The sequence below is a fragment of the Klebsiella sp. GFKo11 genome, from assembly GCF_056490265.1.
In genome coordinates, this window is record NZ_CM151369.1 from 5,751,100 (window position 1) to 5,775,177 (window position 24,078).

Here is a 24,078-nt window from a genome sequence, read left to right on the forward strand (position 1 = left end):
GCAGATATGCAATACAAAGCTCTAATAAATTCCTAACTTAAGGGTTTTACACTATTTAAAGCGCCCCCTCCCCCTAACGGGAGAGGAAGCCCCTGCTGTTTAGATAATATCCAGCAGTTCAACTTCAAAAATCAGGGTGCTGAACGGAGGAATGGATGCTCCCGCGCCGCGCTCACCGTAGGCCAGGTTGTGTGGAATGGTCAGTTCCCATTTGGAGCCCACCGGCATCAGGGTCAGCGCTTCAATCCAGCCGCCGATAACGCCGGTTACCGGGAACTCAGCCGGCTCGCCGCGCGCGACGGAGCTATCAAAGACGGTACCGTCAATCAGTTTACCGGTGTAATGAACGCGAACGTGGTCAGTACGGGCCGGGATCGGGCCTTCACCCTGGGTCAGAACGCGGAACTGCAGGCCGGATTCGGTGCTGTTCACACCTTCGCGTTCGCGGTTTTCATCCAGGTATTTCTCGCCATCCGCGGCCATTTCCTGGAAACGCTCGCGACGCACGGCATCCGCACGTTCGTGGATTTCACGCAGCGCGCGATGAACGGCTTCCACCGGCACCTGCGGCTGTTTACCTTCCAATGCATCAGCGATACCGGCGACCAGCGCTTCCGGTAGCAGCCCCTGCAGGCCAGATTCGCTCAGCTGTTGTCCAACCTGCAAGCCGATACCGTAACTTGCCTGTGCTTCAGTCGTGTCAAAAGTCGGGGTTGCCATCTTTGTTCCTTTTTTCAGGGGGAATCTCATACTCTATGGATCTCGAATTGCGAGAAGACGACGAGTAGAGAAAAATAGGTGGGAAGCATAGCAGTCGCAGCACGACGGGTAAAACTTTGTCGCCTGGATGATGACAAATCTAAGGGAAACAGAAACAATAGAGAAGTAAGGTTAACCTCACGAAACATATCTTTGTCTCGTCCTTCAGGAAGTTAGCCATCTATACTCTAGAGAGCAGGATAAAAATATGCGGAGCAGGAGGAAAGCCATGCCCGGGCGCTTTGAACTGACATCTACCCTGGCGAAGATCTGGCACGCCCCGGATCGTATTCGCATCATGGACCCATTACCGCCCATGCATCGCCGGGGCATCATTGCTGGTGCCCTGCTGGTGATTATCGGTATTCTGCTCCCGTCTGAAGATAACAGCAGCCCGGCGCAGGCCAGCCGTGAAGCGAATCTCGACCTGCAATCTCAGTCGCAGCCGCAATCTTCAGGCAATCAGGCCGTCCCGTTGCCGCCTATCACCAACACGCCGCCGGTCAACGACGCCGACCAGATGGCACCGGTTGCGCCGGAGCCCATTCAGGATGAACAACCGGACCAGGCACCACAGCAGACTGCATCTCAACCGTACCAGGAGCCACAATCAACCCCCGGTATAGAGCAGCAGTGGCGGACCTATCGCATTGAATCAGGTAAAACTCTCGCGCAGCTATTCCGCGACCATAACCTGCCGCCAACCGATGTTTACGCCATGGCGCAGGTGGAAGGCCCGGGTAAACCGCTCAGTACACTGCAAACCGGGCAGACGGTGCAGATTCGCCAGAACGCCAGCGGCGTGGTGACCGGGCTGACTATCGATACCGGCGGCGGCCAGCAGGTGTTGTTTACCCGCCAGTCGAACGGTAGCTTTATTCGCGCCCGCTAAGAGAACCAGGCGTCACGAGAAGCCAGCTCAGAATGGTTTCTTTGATGACCCGACGCCTGACTTCCAGAGCCTGCGGCGAGACCATACTAATGTGGTAAACCAGCCCTAAAGTATGCTGGTTAATTAAGTAATACCCCCCAAGGGCGGCAATACTAATATTGACCTGGAGCGGGTCGATATCGGCTTTGAAGATATTTTGTCGCTTCCCTTCGTCAAGCAGCGAAGCCATTAGTTGCAGGTGCGAGTGGTTAATTTCCGGCAGACGCGTTGATTTTGCATAATGAACACCTTTGCTCTGGTTTTCACTATGAACGATTTTGAGAAACCAGGGATTGTCGATGTAATAATCCCACGTAAAATCGATAATCTTCTCGATGGCTTTATTAGGGGAAAGCCCTGATACATCAAGATTTTTCTCTTTCTGGCGAATATCGTTCCAGATATATTCCAGGACTTCGATAAATAAATTTTCTTTATTACCGAAGTGGTGGTAAACGGTTTGTTTACTGCACTCTGCCGCTTTAACAATATTATCAACCCTGGCGCCTTCATAACCATATTCGGCAAATTCATTGACTGCGCTTAAAAGCAGTTTTTCTTTCAGGCTTTGTGCATTGCTGGTATCAAGATACATTCCGGTTCCCCATTCGCCCCACGCGGTACTTATCATAACGTTATTTTGCACCAGCTCCAGTAAAAAGCATAAAAACAATACAATTCAGTATGTTATTAAGAACCCAGTGATCGAACTCACAAACCAACCAACTAGATGGTTGATCTTTTAATGTTCCGGAGGCATTTTGATACCACCAGGGGATGCCCTTCTTCATTGTGAGGTTACAAATGACATCGAATAAATCCGTCGCCATCATCACCGGAGCCGCTCGCGGTATTGGCAAAGGCTGCGCGCTTGAGCTGGCTCGTGCCGGATTCAATCTTTTAATCAACGATCGTCCGGATGCTGAAAGTATTGAAAAGCTGAAAGCCACCCAGCAGGAATGCATCGCCGAAGGCGCGGAGGTTATCAGCTTCCCGGCGGATATTGCCGACCTGTCGCTGCACGAAGAGATGCTCGACGCCGCGCAAAATCAATGGGGTCGGCTGGATTGCCTGTTGAACAACGCCGGGATCTCGGTCAAAAAGCGCGGCGATATTCTCGACATGCAGCCGGACAGCTTTGACGAAAATATTGCCGTCAACACCCGCGCCCCCTTCTTCCTCGCGCAGTCGTTCAGCAAGCGCCTGCTGGCGCAGCCGAAGCCGGAAAACGAACTCCCGCATCGCTCGATTATTTTCGTCAGCTCAATCAACGCCATCATGCTGGCAATGAATCGCGGCGAATACACGATGGCCAAAACCGCCGTCTCTGCCGCCGCTCGCCTGTTCGCAGCCCGCCTGTGCAACGAGCAAATTGGCGTTTATGAAGTCCGTCCCGGGCTGATTAAAACCGAAATGACCGTTCCCGCCACCGCCTACTATGACGATCTGATCGCCAAAGGGCTGGTGCCGTGGGGCCGCTGGGGCTTCCCGGCAGATATCGCTTCAACCGTCCGTGCCATGGCGGAAGGCAAGCTGATCTACACCTGTGGGCAGGCTGTTGCGATTGATGGCGGCCTGAGCATGCCGCGTTTCTGAGGTCGAAGAATGAGAGATTTGTTGCAACGCCCCGACCTGTTTAGCATCAATACCGCGACGCTCGGCTACAAAATGCCGCTGCCCGCCATCATTGATGCCTGCGCCGAGCGCGGTATTGGCGCGATTGCGCCGTGGCGAAGAGAGCTTGCGGGCGAAAATTTAGCAAACATCGCCCAGCAGCTGAAGGCGAACAATATGGCGGTGTCCGGATACTGCCGCAGCACGTACTACACCGCGCCGACGCTGTCAGAACGTAAGATCGCCATTGATGACAACCGCCGTGCTCTGGACGATGCCGCAACCCTGAATGCCGCCTGCTATATGCAGGTGGTGGGCGGACTACCGCAGGGGAGCAAAGATTTATACGAGGCGCGGGAGCAGGTGAAGTACGGCATTCGCCAGTTATTGCCGCATTCAAGGGAAGTCGGCGTGCCTATCGCCCTGGAGCCGCTGCACCCGATGACCGCCGCCGACCGCTCCTGCCTGTGCACCCTGCGCCAGGCGCTGGACTGGTGCGATGAACTCGATCCCGACGGCGAATACGGGCTGGGCGTAGCGGTGGATGTTTACCACGTCTGGTGGGATCCGGATCTGGCGAATCAGATCCTGCGAGAGGGGAAACGCATTCTGGCCTTTCACGTCTCAGACTGGCTGGTGCCGACCACCGATTTAGTCAATGACCGGGGTATGCCGGGCGATGGCGTGATTAATATCCCGTCGATTCGTCGGCTGGTGGAAAACGCCGGTTTTAACGGCGCGGTGGAATTAGAAATTTTCTCACCGCACAACTGGTGGCAAAAGGATATCAACAGCACGCTGGATATTAGCGTCGACCGCATCGCGCATTATTGCTAAGGATGAATCATGAATGAACAACCCGTTCTGTTTAGCAGAGCGGCGGCTTCCTGTCGCCTGACGCTGAACCGTGAAGATAAATGTCACGCTATTAATGAAGAGATGATCGAATTACTCGATCGCTATTTAAACGAAATTGAAAATGACACCTCGCTGCGCCTGGTGGAATTAACCGCCACCGGGGATAAATTTTTCTGCGCAGGCGGTGATATTAAATCCTGGTCCGCTTATTCACCGCTGGATATGGGCCGAAAATGGATTAAGCGCGGCAACGAGGTTTTTTCCCGCCTGCGCAATTTACCGCAGCTTACCGTGGCGAATATTAACGGTCACACCATCGGCGGCGGCATCGAACTGGCGCTGAGTTGCGATGTTCGCATTGCCCGGCCGACGGCAAAATTCTCTACCCCAGAAGTGATGCTCGGCATGGTCCCCGGCTGGCTGGGCATCGAGCGGGTGCTGAATCAGGTCGGTCCGGTGGTGGGCCGCCAGATGCTGATGCTGGGTCAACGTCTTAACGCCCAGGAGGCGCAATCCGCAGGGCTGATTAATGAAGTCGTGGAAAAAGAGGCAGCGGAGAGCTGGCTTGCGAATCAGCTTAGTGCAGTAGAGAAATGCGGCCCGGTCGCCCTGGCGCATATTAAGCAGCTCATTCTGGCACTGGAAAATAAACATGCCGACTACTCGCACCAACTACTGGCTGGATTAATGTCCGCCACCCAGGACTGCCAGCAGGCGACGCAGGCTTTTGCCAATAAAAGCCAGGTGAGTTTCCAGAATCAATAAGGAAAGGATGATGAATAAAATCACAACCGCCGACGCTGTCGCCGCGCAGATTAAAGACGGTGCCACCATTGCTATTAGCGGCAACGGCGGCGGCATGGTCGAAGCCGACTATTTACTGGCAGCGATTGAAAAACGCTTTCTGGAAACCGGGCACCCTCGTGACCTGACGCTTATCCATTCGCTGGGCATTGGCGATCGCGACCACAAAGGCACCAACCGCTTCGCCCACGCCGGGATGCTCAAGCGGATTATCGCCGGGCATTTCACCTGGTCGCCCAAAATGCAGGCGCTGGTGAAAAACGAAGAGATTGAAGCCTACTGCTTTCCCGGCGGCGTGATTCAGGCGCTACTGCGTGAAATCGGCGCGGGTCGGCCGGGACTTATTACCCACGTTGGGCTGGGATCGTTTGTCGATCCGCGCCATGGTGGCGGAAAGTCCAACGCCTGCACCACTGACGATCTGGTCGAACTGATTGAGATCGATGGCGAAACGAAACTACGCTACCGCCCGTTTAAGGTGGATTACGCCATTGTGCGCGGCACCTACGCCGATCCGCGCGGCAACGTCAGTCTTGAAGAGGAAGCGATCAATATGGATAGCTACTCGATGGCGCTGGCAGCGCACAATAGCAGCGGCAAGGTGTTCGCTCAGGTACGCGACGTGCTGGAGTCGAGCGCAATTGCCCCGCGTAGCGTCACTCTGCCGGGGATTCTGGTCGATGGTATCGTGGAGTATCGCGAACAGCCGCAGACCTACCTCGGCGGCTACGATCTGACGATCAGCGGCCAGCATCGCCGCCTTTGTTCCAGTGATGCAATAGAGCTGGTCAGCCATCCGGTTCGTCGCCTGATTGCCCGCCGCGCCGCCCGTGAGCTGGTGGCTGGTGCATCCACCAACTTCGGCTTTGGGATTCCCGGCGGCATTCCCGGCATCGCCCTGCGCGAAGGTGTGCCTTATCAGAGCTTGTGGCTCAGCGTGGAGCAAGGCGTGCATAACGGCATGATGCTGGACGACGCATTTTTTGGCTGCGCGCGCAACGCCGATGCCATTATTCCTTCGCTGGACCAGTTTGAGTTTTACAGCGGCGGCGGGATCGATATCACTTTCCTCGGCATGGGTGAGATGGACCAGCAGGGCAACGTCAACGTGTCGCATCTCAACGGCAATCTGATTGGACCCGGCGGCTTTCTGGAAATCGCGCAGAACGCCCGCAAGGTGGTGTTCTGCGGCACATTTGACGCCAAAGGCAGCAGGGTTAACGTCACGCCAGACGGCCTGCAAATCGAGCAATCAGGGCAGATCCCGAAGCTGGTTACCGCGGTGGAAAAGATCACTTTCAGCGCCAGCTACGCCCGCCAGAGCGGACAGGAAGTGCTGTATATCACGGAACGCGCGGTGTTTCAGTTAACGGAGGCGGGCGTTGAGTTAATCGAGGTAGCCCCTGGCGTCGATATTGAGCGCGATATTCTGCCGTATATGGCTTTCCGCCCATTGTTCAACCAGCCGCGCCTGATGGACAGCGCGCTGTTTAGCGCGATGGGGGAAGCATGAGCCAGATTAATGACGCCATCCTTGACGCCCTGACGCATGTCTCTTTTCCTAAGGGATTCACTCAGGCAGAACCAAATTCCGTTCTGACGCTTGATAACGTCAACTACCCGGTATGGAAAGCCGATGCGCTGGTGGTCGGTAGCGGCGCTGCGGGGCTACGCGCTGCCGTTGAGCTAAAACGCCGCCAGCAAAACGTGCTGTTGGCAACCGCCGGATTATATATGGGGACCTCCGCCTGTTCCGGTTCGGATAAGCAGACGTTGTTTACCGCCGCCACCGCAGGCAATGGCGATAATTTCCTTAAACTGGCCGACGCGCTGGCCAGCGGCGGCGCCATGGATCACGACACCGCCTATGTGGAAGCGGTAGGTTCTCTGCACACGCTGGGCGGGTTGCAATTCCTTGGGCTGGAGCTGCCGGAAGACCGATATGGCGCGATTCTGCGCTATCAAACCGACCACGATGAAGCTGGGCGCGCCACCTCATGCGGCCCACGAACTTCGCGCCTGATGGTGAAGGTTCTGCTGGAAGAAGTGCAGCGGCTGCATATCCCGCTGCTGAGCAGCGCGACGATTATCAAGCTGCTGCGTCAGCGCGATGACTCAGGTAGCGAACGCGTTGTCGGGGCGATTATGGCAACCGGCTCCCGCGCCCATAATCCGTGGGGACTGGCGCTGGTCGTCGCACCTAACGTGGTGCTGGCCACCGGCGGCCCTGGAGAGTTGTATCGCGACAGCGTCTACCCCCATAAGTGCTTCGGTTCACTGGGGCTGGCGCTGGAGGAGGGAATGACGCTGGCCAACCTGACGGAAAGCCAGTTTGGTATCGGTACACCGCGCAGCCTCTTTCCGTGGAATTTATCCGGCACCTACGTGCAGGTGATCCCCTATATCTATTCGGTTGATAGCGACGGTAACGAGCATAATTTCCTCGCCGACTACTACCGCACCACCCAGGAGCTGGCGTCCAATATCTTCCGTAAAGGGTATCAATGGCCGTTCCATGCGACCAGGGTGATGGACTTTGGCTCCAGCCTGTTAGATATGGCGGTGGCGCATGAGCAGCAGTTGGACCGCAAAGTCTATATGGACTTTAACCGCAATCCTGAAGCGGTGCCGGGCGATCTCCCCTTCTCGCTGGAACGGCTCGAAGACGACGTGCGGGCTTATCTGGACAACAACGACGCGCTGGCGGCGCTACCGATTGAACGCTTGCGACAAATGAACCCGCTATCGATCGCCCTGTATAAAATGCACGGTCACGACCTGGCGCAAGAGCCATTGCAGTTCGCCATGAACAACCAGCATATGAATGGTGGTATTGAGGTCGACATCTGGGGGCAAACGTCCCTGCCCGGCTGCTTTGCAGTAGGTGAAGTCGCCGGAACCCACGGCGTCACCCGCCCCGGCGGCGCGGCGCTCAACGCCGGACAGGTCTTTGCCGTGCGGCTGGCACGTTATATTGCGCAAGCGGGCAGGCATGATCATCCGGACGATCTGCACGCGCTGGCTGCAACGGCGATGGCGACGGTCAGAGAGGTCATCGGCCAGGCGCTGGAGAATCAATCCGGAATGTCGTTACTGATGGTCAAAAAGCAAATTCAGGCGCGGATGTCCGATTCAGCCGGTTTTATTTGCCGTGCTGAAGATATTGGCCATGCCAGCCGCGATGCGCAGCTCCTGCTGGAGTTTGTCCGGCAGCATGGGCTGACCATCAACCACCCGGCTGAAATTGCAGAACTGTTTATGTGGCGGCAGCTAACGGTGACGTCGGCAGCGGTTCTCACCGCATTGGACCATTATGTCACGGCTGGCGGGGGAAGCCGGGGCGCAAGAATGATTCTGGATGCCAACGGAGAATGCCTGCCAGTCGCTCGCCAGGGCGCGGTAGAAGCCTGGCGCTTCCGCCCCGAAAAGAGCCATGATAAAGAGTGTAAAATCACGATCAAATATCATCAAAACAAATGGATTATTGCTGACAAAAAACTAAGGAGCCTTTGCGATATTAAGAATAATTATTTTGAAAAAAACTGGCCAGACTTTCTTTGCGGTAAAATCTATTTAAGCGAAAGTTCAAAGTAGATATTTAACACACCACCGCGCCCTACGGCCAATACATAAAAACAGCTCTGTGACATGCCTGACTTTCCCTGGTGAGTGAATCAACACCAGGGAATCAAAATATATATCTATTATAAAGGTCTGCCCATGAAGAAAATTAAAAATTATAGATGGCATATGATTGCACTCGTATGCTTTATTACCGTGATAAATTATTTAGACCGTACGGCATTAGGCATTGCCGCTCCCACAATAATGGAAACAACAGGGATTACCAAAGAGCAATATTCCTGGGTTGTCAGCGCTTTCCAACTCGCTTATACGCTTGGCCAACCCATTATGGGATTCTTTATTGATACCGTAGGATTAAAAATTAGTTTTGCCATCTGCGCCGCTATCTGGGGTCTGGCAACGATGGGACATGCTCTGACCGGGACATGGCAAGGTCTGGCATTTATGCGTAGCATCATGGGATTTAGCGAAGCCTCGGCAATTCCCGCAGGCGTCAAAACGGCTTCCACATGGTTTCCGGCAAAAGAACGCGGTATTGCCACTGGCGTCTTCAACATGGGGACATCTCTGGGGGCAATGCTCGCACCGCCGCTTATCGCCTGGTGCATCATGTTCCATAGCTGGCAATTTGCCTTTATTGTCTCAGGAGCCATGGCTTTATTTGCCGCCATCTTCTGGTTCATTTTCTATAAAGATCCAAAAGACGCCAAAGGATTATCTCAGGAAGAACGCGACTATATTGAATCCGGGCAAGAAAAACATCTTAGCTCGGAAAAAAAGGAGAGAGCTTCAGTTATCTCAATTCTTAAGCAACGTAATTTCTGGGGAATTGGCATTGCGCGTTTCCTGGCAGACCCGGCGTGGGGGACAATTAATTTCTGGGTACCGATATTCTTCGTTGAAACGCTGCATTTCAGCTTAAAAGAGATAGCGATGTTCGTCTGGCTGCCATTTCTTTTAGGTGATTTGGGTTGTCTGGCAAGCGGTTTTGTAGCGAAGTTCTTTAATGACAGGGGTATCAGCCTGATCAACTCTCGTCGTATTACATTCACTATCGCTGCCATCATTATGATGACAATTGGGTTAGTCAGTATTGTTGACAACCCCTACATCGCGGTGGTTCTCATCAGTATTGGTGCCTTCTCTCACCAGTTGCTGTCCACGGTAGCGGCAACATTGGGCGCAGATTTATTTAAAAAAGACGAGGTCGCTACCGTTGTGGGAATGGCCGGCGCATGCGCATGGTCAGGACAGTTGCTGTTTAACCTGTTCATCGGCGCTTTCGTCAGCATCATTGGCTTCGCCCCTTTCTTCGTTGCTCTGGCGTTCTTTGATATTATCGGCGCAATCGCGCTATGGGTATTAATTAAAGAACCAACGGTAACAACTGAAGAGATGCAGTTGGCGACCAACTAACGCTTCTTAATGAGGGCCAGGCACTATAACCTTGTTTATAGTGCCTGTTTATCTTACCGTGCCTGGCTTTTACTCGCCTTATTCACCCACCAGATCCCGGTACACACCAGTACCAACGCAACAACGTATTTCCAGTCCCAAATATTTTCGCCGAGGAAAATAGCCGACAGTACCGTGCCGGAAACGGGGATCAGAAAGTTAAACGGCGCGATCATGCCCACGCGATTATGCTTGAGTAAGATGCTCCATAGTGCAAAAGCGACTGAAGAGAGGAGCGTCAGATAGCCCAGAATCAACACGGATGCAGTGCCATGTACGGCGAGCGTTCCTCCGCTCAAATAGCCGCCAACTAGCAGGGCAATACCACCAAAAGACAACTGCCAGCCGGTCATCACCGTTGGGTCTACCGTCTGCGAAATGCGTTTACCGTAGAGCGTCGCCGCCGACAGAACAAAAGCCGCCAGCACCACAAAGCCATCACCCAGCCAGATAAAACTAAAGTCGCTTAGCGAGTGGTTAAAGTTCACCAGCAACACGCCAGTAAAACCAAGAATACAGCCGAGCGTTTTGTTGTAGCTTAGTTTGTCATTTTGGTAGATAAAATGTGCCAGCAGTACGCTGAAGAAGGTACCGGTGGCGTTCATAATCGACCCTTTGACGCCGGTGGTAAACGCTAATCCAATATAGAAAAAAATATACTGGATGGAGGTTTGCGTCAGCCCCAGCACCACCAGCTGTCCATACTGGCGGCCCTTCAGGCGACTGATAGGTTTATGCTGTAGCAGGGCGAAGAGCAGCAAGAGCATGCCGGCAAATAAAAAACGGTAGCCAGCAAAAACTATCTTTGACGCGATATCATCAGTGGCGATCTGAAACAGTTCATAACCGCTCTTGATCGCAGGGTAGGCGCTTCCCCACAACAAGCAGCAGAGGGTTGCACAGGCATAGGCTACATTCTTACGGGAAAAAATTGAGGGTGCATCCATTCACTTCACCAGAAATAAAATAGTGTTTTATTTTATTATCCAGAAAGTTGCTAAGAATAGCTACCATACAGGGAAAAGATTGGGCAAAGGTAGAAAAGCAAAACGCCGGCACAAGGCCGGCGTCTCGACGCGAGTTGAGTAAAAAATTACTCAGCTACAACGTTAACAACCAGTTTAGCGAAGACTTCGCTGTGAACCTGGAAGTCCACTTCGTGCTCACCGGTGGTGCGCAGAACGCCGTTCGGCAGACGAACTTCGCTCTTAGCTACGGCAACGCCAGCTGCAGTTACAGCGTCAGCGATGTCGCGGGTACCGATGGAACCGAACAGTTTACCTTCGTCGCCAGATTTAGACGCGATGGTAACGGTGCCCAGTGCGTTGATTGCTTCAGCACGTGCGTTAGCAGCGTTCAGAACGTCAGCCAGTTTGGCTTCCAGTTCAGCACGGCGTGCTTCGAAGAATTCAACGTTTTTCTTGGTAGCAGGAACAGCTTTACCCTGTGGTACCAGGAAGTTACGAGCATAGCCCGCTTTAACGTTAACCTGATCACCCAGGCTACCCAGGTTTGCTACTTTATCAAGCAGAATAACTTGCATTACCTTATCCTCTTAAAGTCGTTAATAGACAGCGGCCGATTACTGATGACGATCGGTATACGGCAGCAGGGACAAGTAGCGAGCGCGCTTGATGCAGCGAGCCAGCTGGCGCTGGTATTTTGCACGAGTACCGGTGATACGGCTCGGGACAATTTTACCGCTTTCGGTAATGTAGTTTTTCAACGTTGCGATGTCTTTGTAATCGATCTCAACAACGCCTTCCGCGGTGAAACGGCAGAACTTGCGACGACGGAAATAACGTGCCATATGGCTAGTCTCCAGAATCTATCAATTCAATCTGCTCGGCATGCAGAACCATTTTGCTCAAGCCGTTCTTTGCCTTGTGGCAAGAAATGAACCCTCGAACGATTACTGCGCTACCGACCGTTATACTGTGAGTAATGGCCTGGTTTTCGTGTCCGCTAATAATAACGGGCATTTGGCACCATGCCTGCCGATGAAAACCGGCTTCCTCCTGCACTGAACGATGCTCAAGCACGAACTGGCAGTGTGGAATTCCTGACGGGCTGACCTTACGAAGTGGAGTCCTGCAGATTATGCCGGACAGTTCCAGACGATTGGTCATCAGGATTACTCTTCAGAATCCCCAGCTTCGGAATCATCTGCGGTTTCGTTTGCGAAATCTTCGCGACGCTCACGGCGCTCGTCTTTCGCTTTAACCATCGGAGATGCTTCGGTAACTGCGTGCTTAGTACGCATTACCATGCTGCGGATAACGGCGTCGTTGAAGCGGAAGTTAGTTTCCAGCTCATCGATCGCTTCCTGCGGGGCTTCAACGTTCAGCAGAACGTAGTGAGCTTTGTGCAGTTTGTTGATCGGATAAGCCAGCTGACGGCGGCCCCAGTCTTCCAGACGGTGGATCGTACCTTCTGCTGCAGTGATTGCACCAGTGTAACGTTCGATCATACCCGGAACCTGTTCGCTCTGGTCAGGATGGACCATAAAAACGATTTCGTAATGACGCATCGAATTGCTCCTTACGGATTATTCAGCCTCCTGTCTGGGTCAGCCGCGGCCCATGGAGGCAAGGAACGTGATTAAAGGGCGGCTGAAAAATTGACGCGTCATAATACGTGCGTAAGCGGTTTAAGACAAGTGAATTGCGTAGATAATTCGCACTAAGCGCAAAGTCACACTAAACCAGTGATTTAAAATTCATCAATAACGGATGCGACAATTTTTTGAACAACTGCATCAGAAATGGTCGCGATACGCCCGGCAGACAGCTATTACACTTAGATCAGCAGCAATCCATAACCTAAAGGAGCCGGGTTAACGTCAGGACTGTCAGTAAGGAGCGTAGAGTATGAAATATATCCTCATTACCATGATGGCTGCGCTTTTGCTGAGCGCCAACGCGCTGGCCGCCATCAAAATCGATGGGCGTCAGGCACGCAACATGGACGATGTGCAGAGCCTTGGCGTTATCTATATCAACCACAACATGGCCACTGAGCAAGAAGCCGATCGGGCGCTTAGCCAGCAGAGCGATGCCGAGGGAGCGAAATATTTTCAGCCGATCCTGCTCCATGAGCCAGGAAGCAATGGCCTGATTCATGCCAGTGCAGCTATTTACCGTTAACTCCCCGTCTTTTTGACTTCGCCTCCATTGCGGGGCGAAGTCTTAATGCGATTGCGCATTATTTCGCTTCCTGGCTTATCAACAAAATTAAAAAAGGCTCCGGAGCCAGACCGGTTGATTCATCATTACGATGAAAAGCTCCGGAGCACGTACCTTACTTTTGCCCGTAATAGGCGTTTGGCCCATGTTTACGCATAAAGTGTTTGTCCATCAGCCAGCTATCGATGGGCTTTAGTTGCGGGTTAATCGCGCGGGCAATCCACGCCATTCTCGCCACCTCTTCCATCACTACCGCGTTATGCACCGCATCATGCGCATCTTTGCCCCAGGCAAACGGACCGTGCTGATAGACCACGATACCCGGCGTATGCAGAGGTTCAGCCTCGCCCAGCGTTTCGATGATGACGTGCCCGGTGTTCAGCTCATAGGCCTCTTCAACCTCCTGGGCACTTAATGCCCTGGTGCAGGGAATATCGCCAAAGAAGTAGTCCGCATGGGTCGTCCCTAGCGCGGGAATGGCTAACCCCGCCTGCGCCCAGGCCGTTGCATGAGTAGAGTGGGTATGCACCACGCCGCCAAGACTCGGATAGCGACGATACAGCGCCAGATGGGTGGCGGTATCAGAAGAAGGACGGTACTGGCCTTCTACGATATTACCGTCCATATCCACCACCACCATGTCGTCTACCTTCATGGTTTCATAAGCAACGCCGCTGGGTTTGATCGCCACTAGCCCGCGTTCACGGTCGATAGCGCTGACGTTGCCCCAGGTAAAGGTCACCAGCCCGTAGCGCGGTAGATCCATGTTGGCTTCAAAAACCTGCTGTTTGAGCTTTTGCATTACGCCGCCTCCACCAGACCGGCGCTTGCCATGCGCGCCTTCACCCAATCGCGAGCCTTCGCCACTTCGAGCGCAGGGTCGTCAGTGGTCTCACTCCACATCTCAATCAGATACGGCCCGCAATAGCCGCTCTGCTTGAGGGTTTCGAAACAGCGCTCGAAATCGACAATCCCTTCACCAAACGGCACGTTCTTGAATACGCCGGGTTTGGTATCTTTCACATGCACCGCCACGATGTGCCCGATCCCCGCCTGGAGTTCCATCTGCACGTCGTTATCCCACGCCGACAGATTGCCGATATCCGGGTAAAGCTGGAACCATGGATTGTTTAGGTAGTGCGCGTAGCCCAGCGCCTTGCTGATGGAGTTCATCAGCGGATAGTCCATAATTTCCATCGCCAGCGTCACCTGCGCGCGGCTTGCCATCTCGACGCTCTCTTTCAGTCCATCACGAAAGCGACGACGCGTCTCGTTGTTGGCTTCCTGATAGTAAACGTCGTAACCGGCCAGTTGGATCACGCGAATGCCGACGTCCTGGGCGAACTGGATCGCTTTACGCATAATCTCCAGCCCCTGCGCACGTACTGCGTCGTCTTCGCTGCCAAGTGGAAAGCGACGATGTGCGCTCAGGCACATGGACGGAACGCGCACGCCGGTTTCAGCAATCGCGTTGACCAACGCCAGACGCTGCTCGCGGCTCCAGTCGAGACGCGCCAGTCGGGCATCAGTTTCATCCACCGACATTTCGACGAAGTCAAAACCCAGCTTTTTCGCAAGCTTCAGCCGCTCCATCCAGCACTCCCCTGCGGGGAGCGCTTTTTCATAGATGCCGAGCGGAATTTGTTTCGACAGCATAGTTGCTCCTTAGCCCCAAAGCTGGGCAATAGAGCGTTTAAACTGACGCGCGGCTTCAACCGGCGAAGCGGCATCACGAATGCTACGACCAGCGATAAAGACGTGAATTGGAATGCCTTTGAACAACGGCAGATCTTCCAGCGCCAGGCCGCCGGTGACGGTAACCTTAAAGCCCATATCAGACAGGCGCTTGATGGCGCTGATGTCCGCCTCGCCCCACGCCACGCCTGCGGCCTGCGCATCGCGACTGCGGTGATACACGACCTGCCCGATACCCGCGTCGCGCCACTCCTGAGCCTGTTCCCAGGTCCAGTATCCGGTCAGTTCGATCTGCACATCGCCGTTAAACTCTTTCGCCACGTCCAGCGCGCCTTTGGTGGTGTTGATATCCGCACAGCAGATCACGGTCACCCAGTCAGCATTGGCTTCAAAACACATACGGGAGAGAATTTTGCCCGCATCGGCGATTTTGGCATCCGCCAGCACGATTTTATGCGGATACAGCGCTTTCAGGTCGCGAACCGCGCGAACGCCTTCGGCGACGCAAAGAATGGTGCCGACTTCAATAATGTCCACTTCATCAGCAATCAGGCGCGTCGTTTCATACGCAGAAGACATTGATTGGTTATCCAGCGCAACCTGCAACATAGGTAATGACATTTGATATTCCTTTTAAACAGCCGCCGCGGTGGCGTTATCAATTAAATCCAGCACTTCCTGCGCGGTGCGGCAGGCGCGTAAACGGTCGAAGTTGGCTTCATCGTCAAACAGATTAACGATCTGCATGATGCCCACTTCCTGATGAGTGTTGGCATCGACCGCCGCCATCGTTATCAGGATATCGACCGGGTCGTTATCTTCGTGGTTAAAGACCAGCGGCGTTTTCAGCGTCACCAGTGCAAAACCCGTTTTCTTCACGCCCTCTTCCGGGCGCCCGTGCGGCATCGCCAGGCCCGGCGCAATCACAAAGTACGGGCCAAATTGTTCAACTCCGTCAAGAATGGCCTGATAGTAACGAGGCTCGACCACGTCAGCCTTAACCAACAGATCAACGCTCAGTTTTACCGCTTCCTGCCAGGTGCTGGCGTCGGCTTGTAAGAGGATCGAGTTATTTTCCGCCAGCGAATCTCGTAATTTCATGGTGCGTCCTTACTTCACGTCCTGCGGGAAATGTTCTTTGATCACTTCCAGCAGCTTCGGACCAAAGTCAGCAGGCGATAGCATGTTGCGTACGCCAACCACATATTTGTTGCCGGAGACGGTGATCTCACCGGCGATATGGGTGGAGGCAATGATGATGTCTGCTCCGCTTAATTCGCTTTTGTATTCACCCACCGCGCAGCTATTCACCGTGTGATCAATATTTGACTGGGTCAAAAACTGGTCCACTTTCATTTTCATGATCATGGAACTGCCTTGCCCGTTGCCACATACAGCCAGGATACGTACGGTCATAGTCAAAACTCCTTATTGAGCAGAAGCATCTGCCAGTTGTTTTTCCGCATCTTCTTCAGCACGCAGCGTGCGTCCTGCGAAGAACATATAAGCCAGTGAAATCAGAATAATAACGGCCATAAATGCGATGCCGACGGAGGCGAAGCCTTGCATCATCGGCGGCGCCAGAATTGACCAGTCCGCCATGCCCATCCAGGCGCTCATGCCCGTCAGCTTCACCGCCCAAACGCAGCCGAAGATCTCTATCATGCCCATCACCAGGCAAATCTTGAGCGCCGCGCGCCAGCCGCCAAAATGGTTAGCAAACACGCCAATGGTGGCGTTAGAGAAGAACATCGGGATAAAGCCTGGAATGATCAGAATGGAAGAACCGACGCCCACCAGAATACCGACGGCGATCAGTTGACCGATGGTGCCCCACATAAATCCCCAGACCACGGCGTTCGGCGCGAAGCTATAAATCGCCGCGCAGTCGATAGCCAGTACAGCGCCAGGGATCAGACGCTGAGAGATACCGTTGAAGGCCTCAGAGAGCTCGGCGACAAACATGCGCACGCCCTGAGTGATGATGAAAATTGCCACCGCGAAAGAGAAGCCGGTTTGCAGGATATAGACCGTCCAGTGGGTTTTACCCGCCATCGCCTGCACCGTGTCAATGCCGAAGGAGAGCAGGATCGCGCCGAAGAAAACCGTCATTACAATGGCCGTGGAAACGATATTGTCGTGGAAGATGTTCAGCCAGCCCGGCAGCTTAAGATCCTCAACGCTCTCTTCTTTTTTCCCCAGATATGGCGCGACTTTATAGGCAATCCACGAAGCGAACTGCTGCTGGTGGCCAATCGAGAAGCCGCAACCGTCGGTCACTTCCTGGGTCGGTTTGTACATCATGTTGGAGGTGATACCCCAATACAGGGAGACCAGGACCGCCGTGCAGATAATGGTAGTCCACATCGAATAACCGAAGATGTAGAACGAAACCGCAATCAGCCCCGCCTGCTGAAACATGATGTGTCCGGTCAGCATGATGGTGCGAATACCGGTAATGCGGCGCAGCAGGACGTAACAGATGTTCAGCGCCAGCGCTAACAGTACCGCATAGCCGACCCAGCTATAGGCATCGCCCATACGCTCAATGGTTGCCATCATGGAAGCGTAGGTATCGGAAATCGCCCCGTTGATGCCGTAAACCTCAGACATCTTCGCGACGACCGGCTTGAAGGTGCTGGTCAAAATGCCGGAACCCGCCTGCAATAACATAAAACCGATAATGGTTTTAATCGTTCCTTTGACAATAACGCTGGCGCTTTTACGCAACAGGATGTAACCCAGACACGTCACGATACCCAGCAGCAGCGGGGCATTGGTCATGACCTGATTAAAGAAAACGGTAAAGATGTTGTAGAGAATCTCCATAACACGCTCCAGAAGGTGAAAGCTCTGAACGTACATTACGCCCAGGGTTTGTTGTTACGATCACTCTAATAATCAAAAATAATCACAACAAGATTATATTTGATTAAATGTGACGCACGCCGCAAATAATTATTCAATCTGTACACGAATTAATTCTCATTTATCAAAATCAAAAATTAACCCATTAAAATCAACATGGTAATAAATAATGGAGTCAATAAAGAAAGCCTGATATCACCTGAGCCGCCCTTTTACATCCCTGTAAAGCGTAAAATTCAGGATTGCATTCCTGAACAAACGATGGCAGCATTCTTCAAAACAAATCACAATGTGATTACTTTTGACAATATGTGAGGGAAAGCGCAATGAGTAAAGTACAAACCATCACCCGCGAATCATGGATCCTGAACACCTTCCCTGAGTGGGGTAGCTGGCTGAATGAAGAAATTGAACAAGAGCAGGTTGCACCTGGTACCTTTGCCATGTGGTGGTTGGGTTGTACGGGCATCTGGCTGAAATCAGAAGGCGGGGCCAATATCTGTGTCGATTTCTGGTGCGGTACGGGCAAACAAAGCCATGGCAATCCGCTAATGAAAACAGGCCACCAGATGCAGCGCATGGCAGGCGTCAAGAAACTCCAGCCAAATCTGCGCACCACCCCGTTCGTACTCGATCCGTTCGCTATTCGCCAGATTGACGCCGTTCTGTCTACGCACGATCACAACGATCATATCGACGTTAACGTTGCCGCCGCGGTGATGCAGAATTGCGCCGATAACGTACCATTTATCGGCCCGCAAACTTGTGTTGATCTGTGGATCGGCTGGGGCGTGCCGAAAGAGCGCTGCATCGTGATGAAACCGGGCGATGTGGTAAAAGTGAAGGACGTTGAAATCCACGCGCTCGACGCCTTTGACCGTACCGCACTGATTACCCTGCCAGCGGATCAAAAAGCGGCGGGCGTACTGCCGGATGGAATGGATCAGCGTGCGGTGAACTACCTGTTCAAAACGCCGGGCGGCAACCTGTATCACAGCGGCGATTCACACTATTCCAACTACTACGCTAAGCACGGAAACGAACATCAAATTGACGTCGCGCTGGGTTCCTACGGCGAGAACCCGCGCGGTATTACCGACAAAATGACCAGCGCTGATATCCTGCGCATGGCTGAGTCGCTGAACACCAAAGTCGTCATCCCGTTCCATCACGATATCTGGTCAAACTTCCAGGCTGACCCGCAGGAAATCCGCGTCTTGTGGGACATGAAGAAAGATCGTCTGAAATATGGCTTCAAGCCTTTCATCTGGCAGGTTGGCGGGAAATTCACCTGGCCGCTGGATAAGGATAATTTCGAGTACCACTATCCACGCGGATTCGACGACTGCTTCACCATGGAACCGGACCTACCGTTTAAGTCCTTCCTGTAACACTTCTCCGGCGATCGGTAATCGTTGACCGCCCGCCGGAAATTATCCCCGTCGGCATTAGTATTTTCACCTGATTTCAAATATCATCTTTGCTTATCACTTTTAATCGGATTTGCTCATGACGGAAGCGCAAAGACATCAAATTTTACTGGATTTGCTGGCACAAACGGGATTTGTCACCGTGGAGCAGGTGATTTCCCGGCTAGGAATTTCGCCAGCAACGGCACGACGCGATATCAATAAACTCGACGAAAGCGGCAAGCTGAAAAAAGTTCGCAACGGTGCGGAGGCTATCAGTGAGCAGCGCCCGCGCTGGTCACCTATGAATATTCACCAAGCGCAAAACCACGATGAGAAAGTGCGCATTGCGCGCGCGGCTTCGCAGTTGGTTAACCCAGGCGAAAGCATCGTTATCAACTGCGGCTCTACCGCATTCCTGCTGGGCCAGGAACTGTGCGGAAAGCCGGTACAAATCATCACTAACTACCTGCCTCTGGCCAACTATCTGATCGATCAAGAACATGACAGCGTTATCATTATGGGCGGGCAGTATAACCGCAGCCACTCCATCACTCTGAGCCCACAAGGTAGCGATAATAGCCTGTATGCCGGGCACTGGATGTTTACCAGCGGCAAAGGGCTGACCGCCGAAGGGCTCTACAAAACCGATATGCTGACGGCAATGGCGGAGCAAAAAATGCTTAACGTCGTCGGTAAACTCGCGGTGCTGGTCGATAGCAGCAAAGTTGGCGAGCGTGCCGGAATGTTATTCAGCCAGGCCGCACAAATCGACCTGGTGATTACCGGCAGGCAGGCGGATGAAGCGATCCTCAAGCAGCTTGAAGATCAGGGCGTTCAGGTGATTCGCGTTTAAAGATGACGCTGAAAGAACGCCACCGTCGCCGCTAATGCCTCAGGCGTAATGCGGTGACGGACGCCTTTCTGCCAGATACAAGTCAAATTGTCGGCCAGGTCGTTTTGCTGCAATGAGCGCTGAAGGCGGAACGTTTCTCCCGGTGGTACGACATCATCTTCGTCACCGTGCCAAAGCAGCAGTGGTCGGCTGGCAAGTGTATCTAGCTGCTCGCTAACGTCCCACTCGACCAGTTGTTTTACGCAAAAATCGGGCGACGGGAATAGGTTCTGCGAAAGCGAACTGAAATAGCCAGACCCCATCAGGCAGGCCACGCTTTTCAACTCCGGGTGATGAGTCATCATGCCCAGCGCCGTCATTCCGCCCATTGATGCTCCAGCGACCGCCAGTCTATCGTCAGCAAGCCATCCCTGTTCGCGAATCGCCTCCCGCAGCGCCGGGAATTCAACAAAATTCTGCATCAGGATCGGCCAAAACCGCTGCATCCTGCCTTGTTCATCGCCGACATAGCGCGCACCGTGTTCTGCAGCATCTGGCATTATCACCCGAAACCCGGCTTCTGCTAACGCGACAGCAAAATAGCTGTAGACCAGCTTAGAAGAAGTGAAACCATGATAAAAGACGATACACGGCAACGGTTTATCTGCCGCGTTCTGTGGATATGCATGCAGAATCTCCCCGCCCGCAAGGCTACGCATTTCTAGTGCAATCATTTATCGTCTCCTTTCTCTATAGTGATGTTGTGTTATTGAGCACGAAACTCGTTCGCGCATGATTCATAATGTTGAGAACCCGGTTACGCTTTCAGAATATTTTCATTCGAAAATCGCGTCCGAGATAACAATTTGGGAACATTCCCCGGAAATGACATTCAGGCTACCACTACACTATGACTATCAGGAAACGAGATATGGTTATGCGTAGGTTTACACCATGGTTACTGGCTATCGTCTTGACTGGCTGTAGTGCCTTACAAGGAACGCCAGAAGCACCACCGCCCGCAACCGACCATCCGCAAGAGATCCAGCGTAACCAGACGACGGGTCTACAAAAGATGGGCACGGTGAGCGTATTAATGTACGGCTCACCGATGGATGTAGAAGCTGCGTTAAAGGTCAAAGCAGAGAAAGCGAAAGCAGATTACTACGTCATCATCATGATTGATGACACGATGGTTCCCGGCCAGTGGTATTCGCAAGCGATTCTCTACCGTAAATAGCGGTTAATCTTTAAACGAGCTTTACACTGCTTTGCGCCCATTCACGTTTTCCTGTGCATAATAACGTTCGGCCAGCTGTAACCTGGCAGGACGTTAGCAACGGACTGCCCTCAGGACTACGTAAAATGGAGCTGACGATGAAACGATCTTTTACCCTACCCAGCCTAATGCTGACCTCGGCAACGGCCAATACCTCCGCGCAGTCAGCGGAATTTGCCAGTGCGGATTGCGTAACGGGCCTCAATGAAATTGGCCTGATTTGCGTTAACAACATCTCCGGTAGCCAGCAGGATGTTGAGCATGCCATCGCCGTACAGGCCGATGAGCAAGGTGCATCCTGGTATCGCATCGTCCAGATGTATGAAGAGCAACAGCCGGATAACTGGCGGGTGCAGGCCATTCTTTATGCCTGAATGTGCTAGCATGCGTTCGTGTTTCATTTCTCATGGCAGGAAGTCATGTTTACCCAGGGACGAAAGATCATTTGGTTGCTGCTGGCGTTAGCGCTATTCGCCGGACTGACCAGAATTGCCTTCTATGAAGGCTGGCTCCGCTTTAATTACCCTTCTCGTCAAACGTTCCCAATCCAGGGAATTGATGTTTCCCACCACCAGCAATCCATTGACTGGGCGCAGCTCAAACAACAAAACATTCAATTCGCCTTTATCAAAGCAACGGAAGGCGAGAGCTTTAAAGATAGCGCTTTTGATGCCAACTGGCGTAATGCCCGCAAGCAGGGAATCATCACCGGCGCCTACCATTTTTTTACTTTTTGTAAATCCGGTATTGCGCAGGCGGGCAACTTTATCGCCACTGTGCCCGTCAGCCCTCACGCGCTGCCGCCGGTGCTGGATCTGGAATACGGAGGTAACTGTATGCCTCAGAGCCACCAACAAATCGTTGCTGAAGTGCGGGCCATGACCGCCATGCTGGAGACGGTTTATCAGCAAAAAGTCATTCTTTATGCCACCCGCGAATTTTATGACGACCACCTACAGAATGAATTTAACGATAATCCGTTGTGGAACCGTGATATCTGGCGCCAGCCCAGGCTGGAAAGTTCGCGCCAATGGGTCTTCTGGCAGTTCGCTAATCGTGGTCGCCTTGCTGGAATAGACGCCTTTGTGGATTTGAATGTGTTTCAGGGCAGCGACGAGCAATTTACCGCCCTGCTCCATCCCTAGAAGGCACCGCCGGTCGCCCGGCTCAATACTTCGCTTAGCATCGGCTCGCTAAGCAACAAGCCGCCGCGCGCGTCGAGCATCATACGACACCAGGCTTCAGCCGTCGGTGGTGAAGCATAGCGCAATACCTGCGCGCCCACGCCTAACATATAGACCAGTTGGGTTATCTCCCTGGCCTGCCCTTCCGCTGGTCGCCGTAACCACTGTTGCAATTGCCGCCATGAGCGATCGAAATGACGATTTTGCCCTTTCACTTCCGCACATTCCGCCGCCAGAAGTTCCAGCGCCGCCGGTTGCTTCGTCAGAACGCGTATCACGTCCAGACACATGATATTGCCAGAGCCTTCCCAGATGCTATTGACCGGCATTTCGCGATATAAGCGCGGTAGTTCACTCTCTTCACAGTAACCAGCACCACCCAAGACCTCCATCGCCTCCGCGACAAACGGAATCCCGGATTTGCAGATAGCAAACTTCGCTGCAGGAGTGAACAACCTTGCCCATAGCGCTTCCTGCACATCATCACGCTTATCCCACGCGCGCGCGAGGCGGAACAAAAAGGCGGTTTGCCCCTCAAGCCGCAATGCCATTTGCCCCAGAACCTGGCGCATCATTGGCTGGTCGACCAGATTTTTTCCAAATGCCTGACGTTGCAGCGCATGGTACAGCGCCACTGAATAAGCCCGGCGCATCAACGCGTGACTGCCCAGCGCGCAATCGAAGCGGGTCATACCGCCCATTTTGAGGATTTGCCGGACGCCATCCCCCTCTTCCCCAACCAGCCAACCGCAGGCATCAAAAAACTCGACTTCGCTACTGGCATTCGCACGGTTACCTAATTTGTCTTTCAGTCTTTCCAGACGAATACCGTTACGTTGTCCGTCAGGTAACAGACGCGGGACAAAAAAACAAGAAAGACCCGCGGGTGCCTGAGCTAATATCAGATGGGCATCGCTTTGCGGTACTGAGAAAAACCATTTGTGCCCAATCAGATGATAAAAGCCTCCGGCCGTTTTTTCCGCCCGGGTGGTATTGCTCAATACATCAGACCCACCCTGCTTTTCGGTCATTCCCATCCCAATAAGCAGCCCGCGTTTCTGATTACCCGGCACAAGATGTGGATCGTAACGATCGCTCAATAATGGCAATAGCCAGTCGCTAAATAGTGTCGACAGCGAACGCTGCAATAGCGGAGTGGCGGCGAAGGTCATGGTGATGGGGCATAAGGTTCCTGCTTCCACCTGCGCATGCAGCATAAAGCGAGCAGCGCGGGCAACGAAGGAACCAGCACGAGCCTCTTTCTGCCAGGCAAGATTATGTACCTGGTTAGCGCACAACCCCTGCATCAGCAGATGCCATGCGGGATGAAAGCGCACATCATCAAGGCGTGAACCTGTTGCGTCGTAACGCAAAAGCTCCGGCGGATTGCTGTTTGCCAGGCGCCCAAGCTCCAAAGACTCTGCGGTTCCCAGCTGCTGACCGATACTCGCCAGCAGGTCACCGTCCCAGCCAGCGCCTTCGCGTACCACCGCTTCACGCAAAGCAGTATCTGACAGGAATAAGTTGCTGTTACAAAGTGGGGTGGGCTGATTGAATACGGTGTGAGTTTGCCAGTGCATTGTGTTTCCCTCCTTCAATGGCGTTGCCATTAAGTAT

General features: G+C 53.2%; 28 protein-coding genes. 13 read left to right on the plus strand and 15 right to left on the minus strand.

Annotated features, from left to right (window positions below; genetic code table 11):
- Positions 1-99: 99 nt before the first annotated feature.
- Positions 100-720 carry a BamJ family beta-barrel-assembly machinery protein gene (gene fklB / locus AC07P6_RS27555; protein WP_182235749.1) on the minus strand — a complete coding sequence of 207 codons (621 nt, stop codon included), beginning with the start codon at positions 718-720 and terminating at the stop codon, positions 100-102.
- 268 nt (positions 721-988) lie between these two features.
- Here fklB and AC07P6_RS27560 point away from each other — a divergent pair, with 268 nt between their 5' ends.
- Positions 989-1,651, plus strand: a complete 663-nt coding sequence (locus AC07P6_RS27560) for an OapA family protein (RefSeq protein WP_478315138.1) — start codon at positions 989-991, stop codon at positions 1,649-1,651.
- Here AC07P6_RS27560 and AC07P6_RS27565 read toward each other — a convergent pair.
- A complete protein-coding gene (locus AC07P6_RS27565; RefSeq protein WP_181486507.1) occupies positions 1,635-2,285 on the minus strand; it encodes a TetR/AcrR family transcriptional regulator in 651 nt (216 codons plus the stop codon). The two genes, AC07P6_RS27560 and AC07P6_RS27565, sit on opposite strands and share 17 nt — an antisense overlap.
- A gap of 209 nt (positions 2,286-2,494) precedes the next feature.
- On the opposite strand from AC07P6_RS27565, the gene AC07P6_RS27570 reads away from it, so the two are divergent.
- The 6 genes from AC07P6_RS27570 (at position 2,495) to AC07P6_RS27595 (ending at position 9,967) form a co-directional block, all read left to right on the plus strand.
- Positions 2,495-3,286, plus strand: coding sequence for a 3-ketoacyl-ACP reductase (locus AC07P6_RS27570; RefSeq protein WP_478315139.1), 792 nt, complete (start codon positions 2,495-2,497; stop codon positions 3,284-3,286).
- A 9-nt stretch (positions 3,287-3,295) separates the two neighbouring features.
- Positions 3,296-4,141 carry a sugar phosphate isomerase/epimerase family protein gene (locus AC07P6_RS27575; protein ID WP_478315140.1) on the plus strand — a complete coding sequence of 282 codons (846 nt, stop codon included), beginning with the start codon at positions 3,296-3,298 and terminating at the stop codon, positions 4,139-4,141.
- Positions 4,142-4,150: 9 nt separating this feature from the next.
- Positions 4,151-4,927 carry an enoyl-CoA hydratase/isomerase family protein gene (locus AC07P6_RS27580; RefSeq protein ID WP_182235745.1) on the plus strand — a complete coding sequence of 259 codons (777 nt, stop codon included), beginning with the start codon at positions 4,151-4,153 and terminating at the stop codon, positions 4,925-4,927.
- 10 nt (positions 4,928-4,937) lie between these two features.
- Positions 4,938-6,479: an acyl CoA:acetate/3-ketoacid CoA transferase gene (locus AC07P6_RS27585; protein WP_478315141.1), complete on the plus strand. Its 1,542-nt coding sequence runs from the start codon at positions 4,938-4,940 to the stop codon at positions 6,477-6,479.
- Complete coding sequence (locus AC07P6_RS27590) at positions 6,476-8,560, plus strand: FAD-binding protein (RefSeq protein ID WP_478315142.1); 2,085 nt, start codon at positions 6,476-6,478, stop codon at positions 8,558-8,560. The genes AC07P6_RS27585 and AC07P6_RS27590 overlap by 4 nt, the downstream gene beginning before the upstream one ends.
- Before the next feature lie 126 nt (positions 8,561-8,686).
- Positions 8,687-9,967 carry an MFS transporter gene (locus AC07P6_RS27595; RefSeq protein ID WP_112216190.1) on the plus strand — a complete coding sequence of 427 codons (1,281 nt, stop codon included), beginning with the start codon at positions 8,687-8,689 and terminating at the stop codon, positions 9,965-9,967.
- A gap of 53 nt (positions 9,968-10,020) precedes the next feature.
- Here the strand turns inward: AC07P6_RS27595 and AC07P6_RS27600 are convergent, their stop codons facing one another.
- From AC07P6_RS27600 to rpsF, 5 genes are all read right to left on the minus strand, one after another.
- A complete protein-coding gene (locus tag AC07P6_RS27600) occupies positions 10,021-10,953 on the minus strand; it encodes a DMT family transporter (RefSeq protein ID WP_182235742.1) in 933 nt (310 codons plus the stop codon).
- Positions 10,954-11,099: 146 nt separating this feature from the next.
- On the minus strand, positions 11,100-11,549 hold the full coding sequence (gene rplI, locus AC07P6_RS27605; RefSeq protein ID WP_110274450.1) for a 50S ribosomal protein L9: 450 nt from the start codon (positions 11,547-11,549) through the stop codon (positions 11,100-11,102).
- A gap of 39 nt (positions 11,550-11,588) precedes the next feature.
- Positions 11,589-11,816, minus strand: coding sequence for a 30S ribosomal protein S18 (gene rpsR, locus AC07P6_RS27610; RefSeq protein ID WP_002210155.1), 228 nt, complete (start codon positions 11,814-11,816; stop codon positions 11,589-11,591).
- A gap of 4 nt (positions 11,817-11,820) precedes the next feature.
- Positions 11,821-12,135, minus strand: a complete 315-nt coding sequence (priB, locus tag AC07P6_RS27615; RefSeq protein ID WP_110274451.1) for a primosomal replication protein N — start codon at positions 12,133-12,135, stop codon at positions 11,821-11,823.
- A gap of 5 nt (positions 12,136-12,140) precedes the next feature.
- Positions 12,141-12,536, minus strand: a complete 396-nt coding sequence (rpsF, locus tag AC07P6_RS27620) for a 30S ribosomal protein S6 (protein ID WP_004098001.1) — start codon at positions 12,534-12,536, stop codon at positions 12,141-12,143.
- Positions 12,537-12,876: 340 nt separating this feature from the next.
- On the opposite strand from rpsF, the gene AC07P6_RS27625 reads away from it, so the two are divergent.
- The gene (locus AC07P6_RS27625) at positions 12,877-13,152 is read left to right on the plus strand and encodes a YdgH/BhsA/McbA family protein (protein ID WP_181483908.1); all 276 of its coding nucleotides are present in this window, start codon (positions 12,877-12,879) and stop codon (positions 13,150-13,152) included.
- A gap of 154 nt (positions 13,153-13,306) precedes the next feature.
- Here AC07P6_RS27625 and AC07P6_RS27630 read toward each other — a convergent pair whose 3' ends face one another.
- The 6 genes from AC07P6_RS27630 to ulaA are packed head-to-tail and all read right to left on the minus strand — an operon-like array spanning position 13,307 to position 17,715.
- A complete protein-coding gene (locus AC07P6_RS27630; protein WP_478315143.1) occupies positions 13,307-13,993 on the minus strand; it encodes an L-ribulose-5-phosphate 4-epimerase in 687 nt (228 codons plus the stop codon).
- Positions 13,993-14,847 carry an L-ribulose-5-phosphate 3-epimerase UlaE gene (ulaE, locus tag AC07P6_RS27635; protein ID WP_434660497.1) on the minus strand — a complete coding sequence of 285 codons (855 nt, stop codon included), beginning with the start codon at positions 14,845-14,847 and terminating at the stop codon, positions 13,993-13,995. The genes AC07P6_RS27630 and ulaE overlap by 1 nt, the downstream gene beginning before the upstream one ends.
- 9 nt (positions 14,848-14,856) lie before the next feature.
- Positions 14,857-15,507: a 3-keto-L-gulonate-6-phosphate decarboxylase UlaD gene (ulaD, locus tag AC07P6_RS27640; RefSeq protein WP_110274456.1), complete on the minus strand. Its 651-nt coding sequence runs from the start codon at positions 15,505-15,507 to the stop codon at positions 14,857-14,859.
- A 12-nt stretch (positions 15,508-15,519) separates the two neighbouring features.
- A complete protein-coding gene (gene ulaC, locus AC07P6_RS27645) occupies positions 15,520-15,987 on the minus strand; it encodes a PTS ascorbate transporter subunit IIA (protein WP_110274457.1) in 468 nt (155 codons plus the stop codon).
- Between the two features lie 9 nt (positions 15,988-15,996).
- Positions 15,997-16,302 carry a PTS ascorbate transporter subunit IIB gene (gene ulaB, locus AC07P6_RS27650; RefSeq protein WP_045439008.1) on the minus strand — a complete coding sequence of 102 codons (306 nt, stop codon included), beginning with the start codon at positions 16,300-16,302 and terminating at the stop codon, positions 15,997-15,999.
- 12 nt (positions 16,303-16,314) lie between these two features.
- Positions 16,315-17,715: a PTS ascorbate transporter subunit IIC gene (gene ulaA / locus AC07P6_RS27655; protein WP_181483913.1), complete on the minus strand. Its 1,401-nt coding sequence runs from the start codon at positions 17,713-17,715 to the stop codon at positions 16,315-16,317.
- Between the two features lie 365 nt (positions 17,716-18,080).
- On the opposite strand from ulaA, the gene ulaG reads away from it, so the two are divergent.
- Complete coding sequence (gene ulaG / locus AC07P6_RS27660) at positions 18,081-19,145, plus strand: L-ascorbate 6-phosphate lactonase (RefSeq protein ID WP_182235735.1); 1,065 nt, start codon at positions 18,081-18,083, stop codon at positions 19,143-19,145.
- A gap of 118 nt (positions 19,146-19,263) precedes the next feature.
- The gene (gene ulaR, locus AC07P6_RS27665) at positions 19,264-20,019 is read left to right on the plus strand and encodes an HTH-type transcriptional regulator UlaR (RefSeq protein WP_142514473.1); all 756 of its coding nucleotides are present in this window, start codon (positions 19,264-19,266) and stop codon (positions 20,017-20,019) included.
- Here ulaR and yjfP read toward each other — a convergent pair.
- Positions 20,016-20,732, minus strand: a complete 717-nt coding sequence (gene yjfP / locus AC07P6_RS27670; RefSeq protein ID WP_478315144.1) for an esterase — start codon at positions 20,730-20,732, stop codon at positions 20,016-20,018. The genes ulaR and yjfP overlap by 4 nt on opposite strands.
- Before the next feature lie 197 nt (positions 20,733-20,929).
- Here yjfP and bsmA point away from each other — a divergent pair, with 197 nt between their 5' ends.
- The 3 genes from bsmA (at position 20,930) to AC07P6_RS27685 (ending at position 22,422) form a co-directional block, all read left to right on the plus strand.
- A complete protein-coding gene (bsmA, locus tag AC07P6_RS27675; RefSeq protein ID WP_220022289.1) occupies positions 20,930-21,238 on the plus strand; it encodes a biofilm peroxide resistance protein BsmA in 309 nt (102 codons plus the stop codon).
- Positions 21,239-21,375: 137 nt separating this feature from the next.
- Positions 21,376-21,651 (plus strand): DUF1471 family protease activator YjfN, encoded by a 276-nt coding sequence (gene yjfN, locus AC07P6_RS27680; RefSeq protein ID WP_181421806.1) that lies wholly within the window; start codon positions 21,376-21,378, stop codon positions 21,649-21,651.
- A 45-nt stretch (positions 21,652-21,696) separates the two neighbouring features.
- On the plus strand, positions 21,697-22,422 hold the full coding sequence (locus AC07P6_RS27685) for a glycoside hydrolase family 25 protein (RefSeq protein WP_478315145.1): 726 nt from the start codon (positions 21,697-21,699) through the stop codon (positions 22,420-22,422).
- On the opposite strand, the gene AC07P6_RS27690 is transcribed toward AC07P6_RS27685, so the two are convergent.
- Positions 22,419-24,041, minus strand: coding sequence for an isovaleryl-CoA dehydrogenase (locus AC07P6_RS27690; RefSeq protein ID WP_478315146.1), 1,623 nt, complete (start codon positions 24,039-24,041; stop codon positions 22,419-22,421). The two genes, AC07P6_RS27685 and AC07P6_RS27690, sit on opposite strands and share 4 nt — an antisense overlap.
- Positions 24,042-24,078: the final 37 nt, after the last annotated feature.

Excerpts from the sequence above, each read along its gene's own strand:
- ulaR (WP_142514473.1), top strand. The coding sequence starts at position 19,264 with ATGACGGAAGCGCAAAGACATCAAATTTTACTGGATTTGCTGGCACAA.
- AC07P6_RS27570 (WP_478315139.1), top strand. The coding sequence starts at position 2,495 with ATGACATCGAATAAATCCGTCGCCATCATCACCGGAGCCGCTCGCGGT.
- AC07P6_RS27595 (WP_112216190.1), top strand. The coding sequence starts at position 8,687 with ATGAAGAAAATTAAAAATTATAGATGGCATATGATTGCACTCGTATGC.
- rpsR (WP_002210155.1), bottom strand. The coding sequence starts at position 11,816 with ATGGCACGTTATTTCCGTCGTCGCAAGTTCTGCCGTTTCACCGCGGAA.
- ulaA (WP_181483913.1), bottom strand. The coding sequence starts at position 17,715 with ATGGAGATTCTCTACAACATCTTTACCGTTTTCTTTAATCAGGTCATG.
- AC07P6_RS27630 (WP_478315143.1), bottom strand. The coding sequence starts at position 13,993 with ATGCAAAAGCTCAAACAGCAGGTTTTTGAAGCCAACATGGATCTACCG.
- AC07P6_RS27690 (WP_478315146.1), bottom strand. The coding sequence starts at position 24,041 with ATGCACTGGCAAACTCACACCGTATTCAATCAGCCCACCCCACTTTGT.
- AC07P6_RS27600 (WP_182235742.1), bottom strand. The coding sequence starts at position 10,953 with ATGGATGCACCCTCAATTTTTTCCCGTAAGAATGTAGCCTATGCCTGT.
- bsmA (WP_220022289.1), top strand. The coding sequence starts at position 20,930 with ATGGTTATGCGTAGGTTTACACCATGGTTACTGGCTATCGTCTTGACT.
- yjfN (WP_181421806.1), top strand. The coding sequence starts at position 21,376 with ATGAAACGATCTTTTACCCTACCCAGCCTAATGCTGACCTCGGCAACG.
- AC07P6_RS27625 (WP_181483908.1), top strand. The coding sequence starts at position 12,877 with ATGAAATATATCCTCATTACCATGATGGCTGCGCTTTTGCTGAGCGCC.
- ulaE (WP_434660497.1), bottom strand. The coding sequence starts at position 14,847 with ATGCTGTCGAAACAAATTCCGCTCGGCATCTATGAAAAAGCGCTCCCC.
- AC07P6_RS27585 (WP_478315141.1), top strand. The coding sequence starts at position 4,938 with ATGAATAAAATCACAACCGCCGACGCTGTCGCCGCGCAGATTAAAGAC.
- rplI (WP_110274450.1), bottom strand. The coding sequence starts at position 11,549 with ATGCAAGTTATTCTGCTTGATAAAGTAGCAAACCTGGGTAGCCTGGGT.
- AC07P6_RS27565 (WP_181486507.1), bottom strand. The coding sequence starts at position 2,285 with ATGTATCTTGATACCAGCAATGCACAAAGCCTGAAAGAAAAACTGCTT.
- ulaB (WP_045439008.1), bottom strand. The coding sequence starts at position 16,302 with ATGACCGTACGTATCCTGGCTGTATGTGGCAACGGGCAAGGCAGTTCC.
- ulaC (WP_110274457.1), bottom strand. The coding sequence starts at position 15,987 with ATGAAATTACGAGATTCGCTGGCGGAAAATAACTCGATCCTCTTACAA.
- AC07P6_RS27560 (WP_478315138.1), top strand. The coding sequence starts at position 989 with ATGCCCGGGCGCTTTGAACTGACATCTACCCTGGCGAAGATCTGGCAC.
- AC07P6_RS27685 (WP_478315145.1), top strand. The coding sequence starts at position 21,697 with ATGTTTACCCAGGGACGAAAGATCATTTGGTTGCTGCTGGCGTTAGCG.
- priB (WP_110274451.1), bottom strand. The coding sequence starts at position 12,135 with ATGACCAATCGTCTGGAACTGTCCGGCATAATCTGCAGGACTCCACTT.
- AC07P6_RS27580 (WP_182235745.1), top strand. The coding sequence starts at position 4,151 with ATGAATGAACAACCCGTTCTGTTTAGCAGAGCGGCGGCTTCCTGTCGC.
- yjfP (WP_478315144.1), bottom strand. The coding sequence starts at position 20,732 with ATGATTGCACTAGAAATGCGTAGCCTTGCGGGCGGGGAGATTCTGCAT.
- ulaG (WP_182235735.1), top strand. The coding sequence starts at position 18,081 with ATGAGTAAAGTACAAACCATCACCCGCGAATCATGGATCCTGAACACC.
- rpsF (WP_004098001.1), bottom strand. The coding sequence starts at position 12,536 with ATGCGTCATTACGAAATCGTTTTTATGGTCCATCCTGACCAGAGCGAA.
- AC07P6_RS27590 (WP_478315142.1), top strand. The coding sequence starts at position 6,476 with ATGAGCCAGATTAATGACGCCATCCTTGACGCCCTGACGCATGTCTCT.
- AC07P6_RS27575 (WP_478315140.1), top strand. The coding sequence starts at position 3,296 with ATGAGAGATTTGTTGCAACGCCCCGACCTGTTTAGCATCAATACCGCG.
- ulaD (WP_110274456.1), bottom strand. The coding sequence starts at position 15,507 with ATGTCATTACCTATGTTGCAGGTTGCGCTGGATAACCAATCAATGTCT.
- fklB (WP_182235749.1), bottom strand. The coding sequence starts at position 720 with ATGGCAACCCCGACTTTTGACACGACTGAAGCACAGGCAAGTTACGGT.